Annotated in this window: 6 protein-coding genes and 1 pseudogene; 2 read left to right on the top strand and 5 right to left on the bottom strand. The window is 67.1% G+C overall.

Annotation, left to right across the window (positions count from 1 at the left end):
- On the bottom strand, positions 1-880 hold an 880-nt coding region (locus GKQ77_RS14415; RefSeq protein ID WP_219689135.1), incomplete at its 3' end, for an MFS transporter.
- Between the two features lie 286 nt (positions 881-1,166).
- Between GKQ77_RS14415 and GKQ77_RS14410 the strand changes: the two genes are divergently transcribed.
- The gene (locus GKQ77_RS14410; protein ID WP_219689133.1) at positions 1,167-1,415 is read left to right on the top strand and encodes a response regulator transcription factor; all 249 of its coding nucleotides are present in this window, start codon (positions 1,167-1,169) and stop codon (positions 1,413-1,415) included.
- Between the two features lie 938 nt (positions 1,416-2,353).
- Positions 2,354-2,548, top strand: a pseudogene (locus tag GKQ77_RS14405) (site-specific integrase); the annotation flags it as partial.
- A 78-nt stretch (positions 2,549-2,626) separates the two neighbouring features.
- Here GKQ77_RS14405 and GKQ77_RS14400 read toward each other — a convergent pair.
- The 4 genes from GKQ77_RS14400 to GKQ77_RS14385 all read right to left on the bottom strand — a co-directional run bounded on the left by GKQ77_RS14400 (position 2,627) and on the right by GKQ77_RS14385 (position 15,247).
- On the bottom strand, positions 2,627-3,028 hold the full coding sequence (locus GKQ77_RS14400) for a hypothetical protein (RefSeq protein ID WP_219689132.1): 402 nt from the start codon (positions 3,026-3,028) through the stop codon (positions 2,627-2,629).
- Positions 3,028-9,909: a polymorphic toxin-type HINT domain-containing protein gene (locus GKQ77_RS14395; protein WP_219689131.1), complete on the bottom strand. Its 6,882-nt coding sequence runs from the start codon at positions 9,907-9,909 to the stop codon at positions 3,028-3,030. The genes GKQ77_RS14400 and GKQ77_RS14395 overlap by 1 nt, the downstream gene beginning before the upstream one ends.
- A 125-nt stretch (positions 9,910-10,034) precedes the next feature.
- Entirely contained in the window at positions 10,035-13,700 is a 3,666-nt protein-coding gene (locus tag GKQ77_RS14390) for a LamG-like jellyroll fold domain-containing protein (RefSeq protein ID WP_258021330.1), read from the bottom strand.
- An 8-nt stretch (positions 13,701-13,708) separates the two neighbouring features.
- Positions 13,709-15,247, bottom strand: a complete 1,539-nt coding sequence (locus tag GKQ77_RS14385) for a VCBS repeat-containing protein (protein ID WP_308117667.1) — start codon at positions 15,245-15,247, stop codon at positions 13,709-13,711.
- Between the last annotated feature and the right edge of the window lie 45 nt (positions 15,248-15,292).

Here is a 15,292-nt window from a genome sequence, read left to right as displayed (position 1 = left end):
CCCCCGGCCCCTGCCGCCCACCGCGCCCGGCCAAGCGCCCGCACAGCTGCTGCATGACGATGTTGCCGATGGCCCAGGTGGCCCAGAACTGGCTGACGAACGTGGCCGGATGGGACGGATCGAGGGCACTCGAATAGACGGGCAGGGCGACGTTGTGCGAGGAGGACCCGAGCCCGTCGGCGGCCCGGACGGCGATCATCACGGCGAGGACGGGCGCGGCGCGCAGCAGAACGAGGGCGCCGAGCCGCTCACTCTTCCCCCCACGAGAAGCGCATGCCTCCGCACTCCCCCCACGCTCCCCTCTCTCTGCACTCTTCGAGGCCTTGGCCTTGGTGCGAATGGGAAGGGACATCAGCACGCTCGCCGACACGGCGAAGGAGGCGGCGTCGAGGGAGATGGCGGCGACGTATCCGAGCTGCGCGACGACGACGCCCGCCGAGGCGAACCCGGCGATCATGGCGAGCGAACGCCCCGTTGCCAGCAGGGAGTTGGCGCGGACCCGCAGCTCAGCGCCGACGATCTCGGGGATGCTGCTGCGCAGGGCGACGCCCGAGAGGGTGGAACAGAACCCGGTGACGACGGCGAGTACGTACAGAAGCCCCGCACGTCCGCCCGCGGGAGCGATCAGCAGCGCTACCATGGCGACGCACTGCGTGAGATCGGCGCCGACCATCAACCTCTTGCGGTCGTACGCCGAGACCAGCCGTCCGCTCACAAAGCCGGATACGACGCTGGTCATCAGACGTACGGCCATGAAGAGCCCGGCGGCCAGGGCGCTGTCGGTCACCTCGTAGATGAAGACGTTCAGGGCGACCATGTTCAGGTAACTGCCGTACGCCGAGACGCCGTTACCCACGACGAGCAGGCGAAAGTGCCTCAACGTTCCCCCTGGTCCGCCTCTGTGTCGCCACTCCCACGATCATCCGGGCCGCGCTCGGCCGGGACGGCTTCACACTCACCCGCTCCGAAGCGCGCCTAAAGTCACCCAAGTTGGTGACTTGACAACACGCCACGTCTCGGCGGCTCCCGGTACGGACCAGCCCGCCGGGATTCCTTTCTGTTTCCGCACGACCGTGGTTAGATCAAGGCGCGATCACACCTCGTAGAAACTTGCAGAAGCTCGTAGAAGCTCGTAGAAGTCGCCGCCAGTCCCTCCCGGAGGGAAGATGCCAGCAACCAGTCGCCCCCAGAGCGCACCGGCGTTATCTCACAGAGAGCGCCAGGTACTGGCGCACATCGCGGAGGGCCTCTCCCACAAGCAGGTGGCCAGGCGGCTCGGCATCAGCGTGCACACGGTCAGTACGTACCTCCGCCGCATCCGCACGAAGCGGACGGCGCCGACGGTGGCCCACCTGGTCCATCTGAGCCGCACGGAGAACGCGGCGCCGCCGACGGGCCAGCGGCCCGCACCCTGAGACGCCGCCTTTTGAGAGCTAGGAGTCGGCGGCCCGCTCCTCACTCTCCCCGGACTTGGCGCGAGCGGCATTCGCCAGCACGACTACCTGGCGGGCTTGGCGGCAAATGTGACCGGCCCAGCGCTACTTGCCTTCACCCCTCAGAAATATCTGAACCTTTGACGGAAATTGCGGCTCGTCCACCATTACGGAACAGAACACAGAACCCCAGGATCCCACGAATTGCATGCGGATGTTTTCGTTCGGATCGTGCAATACGAGCCACCCGGACGGACACGGGAGCGAGACCTCAAATAGGTTCTCAGGAAGCGTGACGGGCGGAGCCGACTTCCACACCTCACAATCGACAGGACCGTCGACACCAGCCTGAACGCCAAAGATGAGTGAACTACCCTCTCGATACCAGCTGCTCGACGCCGGGTCCCAGTCGCTGACATCATCCTCACTTCCCGCATCCCGCAAGATCAGACACCCTTGCTCGATTTTCATCAGGAATGCAACCACAGGACTATTAGCTACCAATACCTTTGATCTTTCCTTGTGTAAGTTGCGAGACGACCCCCACCCTGCCGTCTAGCGCAGGCCGGACAGCGAGGACACGCCGTTTGCAGAATCCTGGGGCGGCGAGACGGAACGACGGTTGGCGGTCCCTCACTATCGCCGTTCTCTCGCCCGCCAGCACATAAGAGGCGTGCTACGTGCCACTATTGCTGGCCCGGTGACGGGCCTGAGTGTCCGTGGTTGTGCGAAGTTTTCCTTCCGTCGCTAGGGCCGGAGACGGTTCAGCCCAGGTAAGGCTTCTCGCACTGTTCCAGGAAGTGCCGGAGGCTGGCGGCACGAACCGGAGTTCGGTGCACTCGTCGGAGAGGGCCGGCGTTGAACTGGCGACGTCTCGCCATCGGCGTAGGCGATGCGCGCTGCTGCTGCCGACTCCTCCACGCCGCTCGACAGCCACTCCGCCCCTGGAACAAGGCGTCGACCTCGTCGTCATCAAGAAACTCTTCGGCCACGCCCACATCGACATCACCGCCGACGTCTACGTTCGTCTCCGCCTGCAACGCCAGAGCATCGACTCCTTCGGCAAGGGCGACGACGGTCCCGGCGTCCCGCCCACTGCAGCCGTCGTCGGCTGACGTTGCCGTCAGACGCTCCAGAAGCCCCACCGGAAAAACCCGATGGGGCCTTGACTGGATTATCGGAGAGGGTTTCCGTCAGTGGCCATCAAGTATCTCTTCGACTACCGTCTTGATGGCCTCCAGCGCCCCATCATCCACTGCGAGTGGCGCTGCGAGCGTTTCAACCCAGTGGCGCATTTCGACTGCGGTCAGGTTACGCCACCGCGGATGCAGAGCGGCCCTTCTCGCAATGAGGCGCCAGCGATGCTGATGCTGCGAGAGTTGATACCAGTCAGCCTGCTTCTGCGCTCTCCCTGGCGTTGAGCTCGAACCAAATCCAGAGATCAGACCTTCGCGAAGGTGATTAAGCGCCGACGCGTAGACCGGACTCCCATTGAGCACGTCCGCATCGTCGGAGAGCTCGAACTTAAGCTCCATGCCGGCACGGAGCAGCATCTCCACCTGGGCAAAGTTGTCGAACTCGACCAGTTCTGACATCAGAAGGGGTTCCTTCCATGGAAGAGGACGTTCCTCGCCGGGATCTTCAACGAGCCTCTCGTAATCAGCTCATTTGACTGAGATCCCCGACCAAGCTCAACACCTTCGGACATCCGGAAGGCGAACATATAGTCGGCCTTTCCGGCATACATTGGGCTACCGATGAAGATGTTCTGCTCGATCTCTGCCGGGCTTCCAATTTCCTGGGTCACATGGACCTTTCCGGCGGAGTTGGCACCAATCCTGAGACTACCGTCATCGGCCAAAATCCCACCATGCCCTCCCTCACTCGTGTAATGGAAGTAGACATTGTCGTCGAGATTATCGACAACGTTCCCGACGTCATGAGTCGCTGCGTTACCGCAGTTATGAACCAGGACCGGCGCGGCCCCTGCCAGCACATAGTACGTATGCAACTCACCAACAGTGAGGTTGTGCACCGTGGCGCTAGAGGCCGTCCACTTCCTGACCGCAGCGATCTCGACCAGCGTCCCCGCACCGGTACGCAGTGCCTCCCCCGCCTTGAGGTCCCCGGCGTCGGCCCACTCCCCCAACTCCGGGACCCAGAACGGATGCCCGTCCGTGGCCGTCACCGAGGCGGTCTTCGAGCCCTTCCTGCCGTCCACGTCGATCGTGACCCGGACGAGGTGCTTGACGCCCTTGCCCTTGATCTCTGCCGTGACCGTCCTGACCTTGGTCTCACCGGTCTTCGGGTCCGTCGCCAGGACCTTGTCGCCGATGTCGACGTCCGCGATGGCCTTGGCCTTCCCGTTGGCCATCAGCACTTTGGTCTTGGGTGTGAAGCTGTTGCTCACACAAGCCTCGGCCGCATCCGCCGCCTTGTCGCTCTTGCGCCAGCTCTTGAACGTCCCCCACAGCTGTTTGCTCAGGCTGACGAGCCGTTTGCCCAGGGCGTAAGCCTTGTCGAGGCGGTTCCAGTACTTGGCGACCAACTTGCCGACGGGGCCGCCGCCGATGAGCGAGGTGACGATGTTGGCCGCCGTGGCTCCGCACGAGCCGAGCGCGCCCGTCGTGAAGCAGTCCAGCGCGTCGGTGATCCCGAGTTCGTCCGCCAGGATCTGACCGAGCTCCTTGGCGATGGCGATCGCGCGCTGTTTCGCGGCGTCAGCCTTTGCCCGCTGCTGCCGGGCCTTGTAGACCGCCGGTGACTCGTCGGGGGCCTTGACGCCGTAGTACTTGTAGTAGGTCTTGGTGGCCTTGACCTTCCAGCCACCGTTGCTCTTCATGCTGCACTGGATGCCGTTGTAGATGCAGTCGATCGGCTTCAGACCGTCGGGGTCCGAGAAGGTGACCGGGTTGTTGTAGCTGTAGGCGTAGCCGTTGATCTGTTGGGGTTCGGTGAAGTCGATGATGGGGTCGGCCGAGACGAAGCGGCCGGTCGAAGCGTCGTACTCACGTGCGCCCAGCGTGACCAGGCCCGAGGTGTCGTCGTTCGTGCCGCCGACGAATCCCTTGTCGTCCACCCACTTGGAGGGGTCAGCCGAGTCGACGTCGCGGCCGGCGCCGAAGGGGTCGAGGCGGCGGCGCTGCGTCGCACCAGTGGTCGCGTCGACGGCGAGCTGGGCCGTGCCGTGATGGTCCCCGGCCAGGAAGGTGACGCCACCGGAGTCGCGTACCGCCACGGTCTGGCCGCCGAAGGTGTAGTAGCGGGTGGCCTTGACCGTCTTGGAGGAAGCGTCGAGGTGCAGCTCCATGCCGGGCAGGTAGAACGTCGTCTCGGTCGGCGACTTGCGCAGCAGGCGGGCGCCCGATGCGTCGTGGACGTAGGACGACGCGCTGCCGTCGGCGTTGGTGACCTTGGTCAGTTCGTTCTGCTTGTCCCAGGTCAGGCTCTGGGTGTCACCGTTCAGGACGCGCGTCTCGGTGTTGCCCGCGGCGTCGTACGTGTAGGTGTCCACGGAGGTGACCGCCGGCTTGGTGCCGGTCGCCGCCGTGTCCGTGGTGACCGACGTCAGCTGGTGCGGTCCCTCGCCGTTCTCCCCGTACTTGTACTTCTGCGTCGAGGTCGCCGAGCCGTCGACACCGTGGTCGGTCAGCGCGGTGCGGTTCCCAGTGGCGTCGTAGTCGTAGCTGTGCCAGTACGGCGCGGTTCCCCCGACCGTGCTCGTGGAGGGGGCCGACGCGCAGGCCGCGTCCGCCTTGCCCGTGCCGACCGCGCCGTCCGACGCCTGGGAGGACGTCCAGTCGTCGGTCGTCCGGCGCAGGCTGTCGTGGCGGAAGCACTGAGCGTCGCGGGTCCCGCCCGCCGGGTCGTCGACGATGGAGAGGACGTTGCCGCCGTCGTCGTAGGTGTATCTCGCGTCGTACGGCTCCGAAGTGGCGTCCTCGACCCTGAAGAGAGCCCTGTTGACCCGCTTGGTGCCCTGCTCGTAGTAGTAGTTCAGCCAGGTCTTCTTGTCCGAGGCCCCGCCGGTCGACAGCTGCAGTTGTTCCAGCTGGTTCGTGGGCGAGTACTTAGCCTGGGGGACGTACGTGCCGCCGCCGAGCGAGGAGTTGAGCGCGGCGGGCCGCTGCAGCGAGTCGTACTGGTACGAGACGGCTTCGGCCGACAAACCTCCCGCGGCGGGGAAGTTCTGGCCCTGCACGGTGCCGTCGTTGTTGTACTGCGTCTGGAACTCGTAGGTGCCGCCCAGTTCGGGCTCGGCCGTCTTGGAGAGGTAGTACTTCGTCGAGGTGGGCTTGTAGTCGTTCCTCTCGTCGAGGAGCGGATAGGTCACCGAGGAGTGGACCGCGCCACCCTTGTACGTGTAGGTGCCGTACAGGGCGCCCTTGGCGACCGTGTCGTAGGTGGAGGCGGACAGCTTCGTGCCCGTTTCCGCCGCGCCCTGCCAGGTCGACTTCGTGCGGCCAAGCACGTCGTAGACGGTCGTCGTGGTGTTCTCGCGGGAGTCGGTCACCGAGGTCTGGCGGTCGAGCTCGTCGTAGCCGAACGTCGATCTGCCGCTGTCCGGGTCGACGGCCTCGATCTTGCGGCGGCGCTGGTCGAATCCGTACGTCCAGGTGTTGCCGTCGTTGTCCTTGATCTTGGACAGTTTCCCGTCGGGCGTGTAGCCGTAGGTGGTGGAGAGGTAATCCGCCGACGTGCCCGTGGGCAGCGGCTTGTCCCCCTTGTACTGGCGCAACTCGACCGTACGGTCATCGGTGTCCGTGATCGTCGTGGTCGCGGTCCGGCCGGTCGGCGGGTCCATGTGGACGCGGTCTCCGCCGTACGTGTATGTGGTGCGGTTCTTCTCGGTGCCCGCGACCTTGAAGATCGCCGTGGTGGGGCGCCCCGCGCCGTCGAACTCCGTCACCGTCTGCGCGTCGATGTCGGCGTTGCGCGGCTCGAAGAGCGTGGCCCCGGGTGCGCCGGTCGTCCAGTACGTCTCGTTCGTCTTCACCGTGCGGCCGGAGCCGTCGTAGTACGTGTCCGCGATGAGACGGCCGCCGTCCTGGCCGTCCGTCTGCACCTGGCGCGGGCGCAGCAGCCCGTCGTACAGCGTGTACTCGCTGCCGTAGGTGGTGCCGCTGTTCTCCACCCGCTGGGTGCGGACATAGTTGGGGCCGGCGGTCCGGATGCCGTACGAATACTTGATCGACGGGGAGAAGGCGTCCGCCTTGGGGCGGTCGGGGAGCCATACCGAGGTCAGCCGGCCCAGGCCGTCGTAGGCGAGTTCGGTGCGCTTGCCGTTCACGTCGATCTGCGCGAGCGGGGCGCCCCATTGCGGGGCGTACTCCGTCTTGTTGGTCCAACCCAGCGCGTTCGTCTCGGTCTTGGCCGAGGCGAGGCCGTTCGTGTCGGTGTACTCGATGGTCTTCGCCGTGCCGGCCGCGTCGGTGACCCGCACCGGGCGCCCGAACTGGTCGTACTTGCTCGTGGAAACCGTCTGGTACGTGCCGACGGTGCCGTTGTGCGACGCGAGCCGCTTGACCGTGGTCGCGTTGCCCAGGCTGGGTGCGGCGCCGTGGGTCGTGGCGTCGTCGTACAGGGTCTGGTCGTCGGCGAGTACGTGCTTGGAGCGGTCCGGGGTGGTGGCGCAGTCGACGCTCACCGTCTCCACCCGGGAGACGTAGGCGTACATGTGTTTGGTGACGTTGTCGGCGTACTCGGTGCGCGTGCACTGGTTGTCGGAGACGCCGAGTTCACCCAGGTCATTGGAGCGGGTGACGCGTCCGGTCTCGTCGTCGTAGCTGGTCACCGAGGCCGACTGGCGCCATCCGCCGACCGCGAGGGCCTCGTAGGTGTCCGTGCGTTGGGGCCGGACGAACCGGGCCTCACGGGTGCCCCAGTCCTTGACGCGGGTAGCGGTGACCTTGGTCCAGGGCGTGTTGATCGACTTCGAGACGACCTTGTCACCGTTGTACGTGGTCGTCTCCAGCTCGAAGCCGGACTTCCAGTCGGAGTCGGTGTGGTCGGTCCCGGTGGAGTCCTTCACCGAGGACGACCTGGTGCCTCCGTCGGGGTCACTGTCCCCGTCCAGCCCTCGGAGGAAGACGTGTTCGGTCTTGGTGTTGGAGGCGCTCTCGGTGCCGTCGGAGGTCGTCACCCGGACCTTGCCGTAGCCCCGCCAGTCGCTCCAGGTCAGATACTCGGACTTGGTCAGGCCGTCGGCCTTGGCCTTCCGCCAGCCCGCGTCACCGAGGTAGCTGTAGGAGGTGATCTGGTCCGCGCCGTTGCCGACCAGGTCCTTCTCCACCACCGACGAGACGGCGTACTTGTGGAACCACTCGGTGACGGGGTCCTTGATGCCCGGCGGGTTCCACTTGACCGGGTAGCAGCGGACGGTGGACTTGCCGGGGGAGGGATGGTCCGCCGAAGTGCACTGGGTGTCGGCGTAGTTGACCGAGAGCACGCCGCCGGATTCGCTCTGCACCGCCGACATACGGAAGCGGATGAAGGGCTGGATGTTGTCACCGGCGACGTCGACGCGATTGGCGAGCTGCTTGCCGTAAAGCTTCACCGAGGGGACGGACTCGTCGGTGCCCACCCGGCCGGTGTGGTCGATGGACTTCAGCCACAGCGACTTGGAACCGTCACCGTTGTCGGTGAAGTCGTGCGCCAGTGTCCAGGAGTCGACGTCCGAGAACGTGTCGGCACCCGTGCGGATCTGGGTTGTGATCGATTTGAGCTGCTTGCGGGTCCAGAACGTCGGCGAGTTCTGACCGGTGCACTTGGTGTTGACCTTGCAGTTGCTGTCCCACGGCACGTCCGGCCAGTCGGCCGCGGTGGAGTCGGTCAGCGCTCCGGTGGAGCAGTCCGTCAGGTCGCCGATGCACCGCTCGCCGGTGGTGAAGACGATGCGTGCGGAGGGCTTGGTGGCGTACACCTTGTCGGCGCGCTGGCCGTAGTCGACGCGCTTGAGGTATCCGCCGCGCGTGTAGGCCTTGCCGTTCTCACCGGTCTTCAGGCCCTGCGTGTAGTAGTTCGTCTCCTTCGAGTAGTAGTACGACATGGAGTTGCCGTGCGGGTCGATGACGTGGTCGAGGTTCCAGCGCCAGGCCTGCGCGCAGTGGGCGTTCGCGAAGGTCGCGTCGTAGCAGGGCTCCCCGGAGTCGTCACCGTAGACCGGGACGGTCCAGGTGGAGTTGGTCGACTCGTCGCCGGAGCCGTAACCCGTCATCCGGTTCAGACCGAAGAAGTACTGGGTGCCGTCGTCGTCGGTGACCTTCCAGTGCTCACCGCTGTTGTCGCCGTTCGTGGCGCCGGAGAGCTTTTCGACCTTGCTGAAGTCGTCGGAACTGACCCGCCACTCGCCGGTCTTGTCGTCCTTGATCAGCTCCCCTGACGAGCCGCCCGCCAGGGAGATCGTGGCGTTGTCGCCGCCCCAGCACTGGTCGCCGAAGGTGTCGCTCTGGCCGTCGTCGGCGCACGGCTTGTAGCGGCGCTCGATGTAGCCCGGCTCATAGGAGAAGCCCTGGCCGACCCATGAGCCCTGGTTGTTGGTGGCCGCTGTCTGGCCGTCGACGGACTGTGAGGTGTAGCCGAGGGAGACCGAGGGGGAGAGCGCACCCGGCACGGGCGGGGCCGTGATCGGATACGACCAGTTGAAGGCACCCGAGGAGTTCGAGACGCTCCACTGCGAGGACGCCTGCAAAGGCGTGGCGCCGAAGTCTCCCTGATCGCCGGAGGCGCCGGCCGTCGCGGCGAACACGGTGACTCCGGCGGGTGCGCCGGCCGCGCGCTTCTTGCGGCCCTGCCCGGCCGCGGGGCCGGTGTCCGCCGCCGCGGAGACCGTCGCGGTCAGCGTCTGCTTCGCCGTGTCGTTTCCGCTCTTGAGCGGCTTGGGCGTGGAGCAGGACTTCTTCCGCGGAGTCGTCAGTACGCAGGAGGGGTACTCGACCAGCCGCAGTCGGGAGCCGTAGCTTCCGCCGTAGGCGCCGGCGAAGTCCGCGTAGTCCAGGCCGACCTCGACCGGCGTGGAACGCTTGACTCCGTCGGTCCGGGCGACCGTCATCAGCGGGGCCTCGACCCCGGCGGCCTCGGACTTCTCGCGCCCCAGCACCGCCACCCGCACGGAAGCCGGTCCGGCCTTGCCGGCATGGGCCACCTTGACCGGCAGCCCCTCGGCCCGAGTAGGTCTCCTGTCCTTGGTCAGCTCCACGTTGTCCGCGGCCGCCTTCGGCCACCGGGGGGTGTCGGCGGACTTCACCGCGGCACGGCGGGCCGCGTCCGTCTTGCCGTACGTCCTGGCCTTGACGTTCCTGCCGTCAACGGGGTCATCGAGGTTCGTCTGGGTGGCGGGGCGGGAGAGTCCGCCGTCCTTGGCAGTGGCATCGGGGACGTATTGCGGCAGCAGGCCGACGGCCAGGGCGATACCGAGCCCCAGCGCCGTGCTCCTGGCAGCCGGTATTCGCCACCGTGACCGGAAGGGCGAGCGCATGGCAGCTCCGTAGGAAGAGTCAGAGATTTGTCGACAGCAGAAAGGAAGTACGGGAGGTACGGGGTGGGCGCTCCGCCGCCGGTCCTCACGACCCGCGCCACGGAGCACCCACCCGCGTCAGACCGTCACGTGACGGTCTCTTCGATGCTCGAACCGGCCGGCAGAACGGCCACCGTGGGTACGGCACTCGCGTCCAGCGCCCCCCGGAACATCCGCAGTTCGTCGACGACGCCATCGAAGAAGCCGGATGCCGTGGAACCCGTCAGGACCCTGCCGACCTGAAAGGAAGCGGTCGTGAAGTCCCACGTGTTGTCCCAGGGCACCTGCCCGGCGAGCGTGCCGTTGACGTAGAGCAGCGCGTCCCCGAAGACCGCCGAGTAGACCAGCGCCAGGTGATCGCCGTCCCCCTCACTGCTCGGCACCGCGCCCTGCGCGTTGACGACCGACGCCCTCGCACCGGTGGCGTCCTTGTCCGTGACGACGAGCTGCCAGCGATTCGCCGACGCCAGATACCGCACCGTCAGCGCACTCCCCTTGGTTCCCGCCAGTGACAGGACCGTCTGATCCTTCGTCGACCCGGCGGTCGCCAGCCGAGCGCGCGCTGTCAGCGTGAAGCTGTCCTCCTTGGCCAGCAGCCCGGCCGCGCGGGTCGCATGGGCGCCTGTGCCGTTCAGTCTCAAGTGGCCGTCGCCCCAGACCGGTTCTGCGGGCGGCACGCACTCCGGGTCCGCCTGCGGATCGCAGGACTCGTCCGGCACATAGACCGTGGCGCCGCCGCCCAGCTTCAGGCCGGTGCCTCCGGCTTCTTCGGGAGACACGCCGCTGGTCTCCGCGTCCACCTGCCAGTACGCGAGCTGCCGCGCGGAAATACCGCCCAGTGCCTCACCCTCGGCCTCCGGCACCACTCGGTCGTAGACCTTGACGTCGGCGACGCTGCCCTTGAAGTGGGCGGTGTAGCCGTCCAGGGAGAGCTTGCGTCCGATCTGCAGGCCGCCGGTCGCGTTCCACTTCGTCCGGCGCTTCTGCACGTCCCGCTCGATCAGATCACCATTGACGAACAGGCTCATGGTGCCGAGTTCATCGTCGTAGACGCCGATGAGATGGGTCCAGCTGCCGGGTATGGCCGTGGCCCCCGACACCTTCCACGACCCCATGTTCTCCATGTCGTTCATCGGCGTGCGGAACGTCCACGACCGGGTGTCCACGTCGTATCCGAGATCGAATCCCGGTGCCGCCGTCCCGTCCTGGCTGACGACGCTCACGTCGTCCTTCGGCCGCTCGGGCAGGTTCACCCAGGCACTCACCGAGAACGTCCCGCTCGTGTCGACCGCGGGCTTGCCCGCGTCGAGGTAGGCCTTCTCCGAACCATCGAGCGACGCGGCGGTGTCCGTGGGCCCCAGCGGGCCCTCCGAGCCGAAGGTCACGCCGGAGCCGGCGGTCGCCGCGGGCGCGCCGCTCATGCCCGCCGCCGCCGTCGACCCCTTGGCGTCGCCGAGCGTCCATCCCGCGGCGGGAGCGCGCCCGTCGCTGACGAGGAAGACGTGCGCGGTGGGTGTCTTCTGCGCGTTGCCGGCACCGTCGATCGCCTTGGCCTCCAGGGACAGAGGCCCCTCGTCCGGCGGCATCCAGCGCACCATGGCGGGGCCGCCCGGGCCGCTGGAGTCGACGGTCACCCAGCTTCCGCCGGTGAACCGGTACTTGTACTGGGCCACGTCCGGCGACGGCGAGTCGATGATGAAGAGGCCGTAGTCCCCGACACCCGCGTGCCAGGCGTCGTCGTCCGGATACTGGAACGACTTGATCGCGGGGGCCTTGGGAGCCGTGGCATCGTAGATGAACTCACAGCGGGTGCCGTTGCCCGCCAGGCTCCACGGGCCCCACGACTCGCCGTCCGAGCCGCGCACCGCCCAGCCGACGGTCACGTTCTGCGGGATGCTGTAACTCGCGTCGTCCTCGTCGGAGGCCAGATTCGTGCCGACCGTGTACGAGAACGACGCGCCACCCGTCTGGCCGCTCTTCGAGGCGTCGACCGTGCTCTGTTTCGCCGTGGTCGAGTAACGGTCGTACGTCTTCCCGCCGACCGTCCAGAACACATGGAACTCGGCGCGCAGCGTCTCGGAGTTGCTGCCGGTGTCGCCGTGGTCGTAGTCCTTGAGGAACGCCTTCAGCTTCGGCGCGTCGGAGACGTAGTGCTCCTCGGCGCTGCCGTACTCACACGAACCGCCCGGAGTCATCTTCAGGTCGTCCATGGCCGGCTGCAGCGGCGGACGGTTGTATGTGACCTCCAGTTGGGCGTTGCCACAGAAGCGCTTCCAGTACGCGTAGCTTCCCTCGTCCTCCGCCTTGAGGCGGAAGGTCGTGGTGTCCCAGCCGCTGCTCGCTGCCTTCTGGACCGTGCCGCTCACGTCGAATCGGACGTTCTGGTTTGTCGACGTGCACGAACCGGCCGGGTTCGTCGGCGACTTCGTGGTGATGGCGTCCTTCAGCGAAGGCTGGTTGCCCCAGTTGGTCTTGGAGCTGATCGCGCTCGCGCCACCCGAGCTGACGCGCCCGAGCTGGACATCCTTACCGGCCTCGCTGTAGGTGTGCACCATCGTCACCGCGAACTCCGCGGAGACGATGTCCTTGTCCTCGAACGTCCCCGTGGGGAGCGCGAAGAACTGCCGCTTGACGTCGCTGCCGCTGGTGCAGCGGTAGGAGACGTCTGCCGGGCAGCGGCCGACACCCTCGTCGTCGTCGAACTTCCAGAACTCCGAGGAGGAGTAGTACGAGGAGACCATGGTCCAACCGGTCCGGTTGGCCGTCTTGTACACCGGGTCGATGTAGACGGGGTAGACCGTGTCGTCGCCCTTGAGCAGCTCGGCATCGGGCCGCAGTGTCACGGAGTCCGCGTCGGCGGCCACCGTGACATCGGAGACCTGAGCGCCCTCCGGCGGGGTGACCGCACTGTCCGTCCCGGCCCCGTCCGCGGTCGACGCGGATGGGGTGTCCTTCCGCGCGGATCCGACGGTGTGGCTGGAGTCCCACATCATCGGTTGTGGCGCCTCGAAGACCCTGCCGCCACCGCCATCGGCGACGGCTTCCAGCCCGCCGCCGTCCGTCTCCTCAAGCGTGACGGACTCCGTGTCCAGAGCGAGTTCCAGCTCGGCCAGGCCGGGATGGTCCGCGGCCTTCGCGTTCTTGACGACCAGGACGTGGGAGAAGCCCTCGGCGTCGGCGGTGACCTTGAGGTCGACGCCTTCGAACACGTCGGGGTACGTGGCGGTGGGGCCGGTGACCTTCGGCCGGGGCAGCTTGTGCGGCCAGCCGAGGGAGAGCGACCGTCCGTCCTTGTCGATCTCGGCGAACGTCGTGTCACCGCCACCGGAGAACGACATGGCCGACAGTGCGGCCTTCGGCGCGTAGCTGCCGTCGGCCTGTTCGACGAGATCGGTGTCGATGTCCGTCCACTTCCCGGCCTTGCGGGTGCGGATGGGCTGGACGTGCTCGGTGGTGGTGAAGGTGCCGTCCGGATTGGCGAAGGTGGTGCTGCGTTCGTCCCGAAGGGCCGACACCTCCACCTTCTCGCCGGACTCGGCAGCCGCGACCCGGGCCTCGGACGCGCCTCTGGCCGCGGGTGGTTCCCTGTCCGCGGCGGCGGCCGGCCGGGGGTCGCCTCCGAGGCCGACGGGTCCGAGCCCGAGCCCGGAGGCGAGGAGCGCGGTCAGCGTGACGGCGATCATGGCGGCCCGGCGTCCCGGACGTGCGCCGGTCGCGAGACGGTTCATGGTGGTCTGCTTCTCTCTGGCCATGTCGCCGGTCACCCGACCACGCCGAAGGAGGTTCCCGCGTCAGGGATCCCGCCCGTGCCCGGCTTGAGGGTCGTGGTCCCCGTGGTGGTGGAACCGGTGAGGTTCGCCCACGGAATGACGTAGAGCACTCCCTTGGGAGTCTCCGCCGCCTTGCTGTAGGGCACACCCACGTAGAGGTTGACGCCGCCCGAGGTCAGACTGGTGCCGGTGTAGTCGCGCGCCGTTGCCGTGCCGGGCAGGACGCTGCCACTCGCGGCCCGCGTGATGATCTTGTCGTTCGCGCCGATCGAGCTGTCCAAGGGCCGCAGGATGTGCACGGCACCGGCGTCCTTGACATCCTTGACGTCACGGCCGGGGACGCCCACGGCCAGCCGGATGGTGGCGTCGCTGCTCACCGCAGAGGTGTCCGTGTTGACGAGGGCCACGCGCTGGCCGAAGAAGTCTCCCTCGGTGGGGAAGCCTTCGACCCCGTCCGTGGCGGCGTCGACCGAGGCGAGTTGCGTGTAGGCGCCGGACGGCTTGATCCGGAGTACGGTCACGGCACCCGAGTTGGTCACCGAGCCGACGGCCTCACCCGGAGTGCCGATCGCCAGGAGCGCCTCCGAGTTGTATGTCTGGTCGGCGGGGCGGAAGTTCGTCATGTCGATCGACGTGCCGAACTGGTCGTTCGACTCGGCCGTTCCGTCCAACCCCTCGCCCGACGCTCCCTGGTCGAGACCGACCAGGGGCGTGGGGGCACCGCCCGTGAGGGTGTGGTTGAAGACCGTCACCGCTCCGGCGAACGGGGTGCCGGTGCCGATGGTCTCGCCCGGGGACCCCACCGCGAAGTACCGGTTCGTGCCCGTCAGCGAGTAGCCGAAGCGGTCATGGGCCTCGACGATTCCGGGGACGCCCGGGTCGTCCTCATTGGCGGTCGACTTGTTCGTGCCCTGCATGTAGTGGATGCAGCCGGCGTCCGCGAACTCCTTGCCACCGCTGGTGATGTTCTCCCCAGGAGCCCCGATGACCAGGTAGGGAGCGCCGGCCGAGGTGGTGCCTGACTGCAAGGCGAAGCCGAAGCGGTCGTACTCCTCCGTCACCGTGCCCGGGTCGAACTGGGTCTGCGTATAACTCTCGACCGACGACCCGGCGCCGATGCCGGCGGGGGTGCCGTGAATGACGTAGACCGCACCGGCGTCGCGCAGGTCGGTGCCGTCCTTCGTCACGTCCTCGTACGGCGCGCCGACCACGAGATCGGTGCAGCCGTCGCCGTTGGCGTCATAGGCCGCGCGTGCGGCGCCGAACTGGTCGCCGCGCTCAGGAACCGCGTTCATGCCAGTGGTCGCCTGCGAGATCTCGAAGACGCCCTTGCCGTCACCGAGCACCACACGTACCAGGCCCGCCCGCACCGCGTCCGCCACAGTCGCGTTCGGATCGGCGACGACTGTGTCCGTGACGCCGTCACCGTTGAAATCTGTCGCGGTTCCCCCGGTGCACGCGGCGGCGGCCACGGCCTGCTGCCCCTGTGGACCCGGCCCCCCTGCCACCACGAAGACTGCGATAGCCACCGCCACCAGCCCGGCCCCGCTCATGCGCCTACGCATGAGTCATCC

It is taken from the genome of Streptomyces anatolicus (assembly GCF_019400875.1).
Lineage (GTDB): Bacteria > Actinomycetota > Actinomycetes > Streptomycetales > Streptomycetaceae > Streptomyces > Streptomyces anatolicus.
Note: the sequence above shows the minus strand (reverse complement) of the source record. Positions and strands in the feature narration are given on the sequence as shown.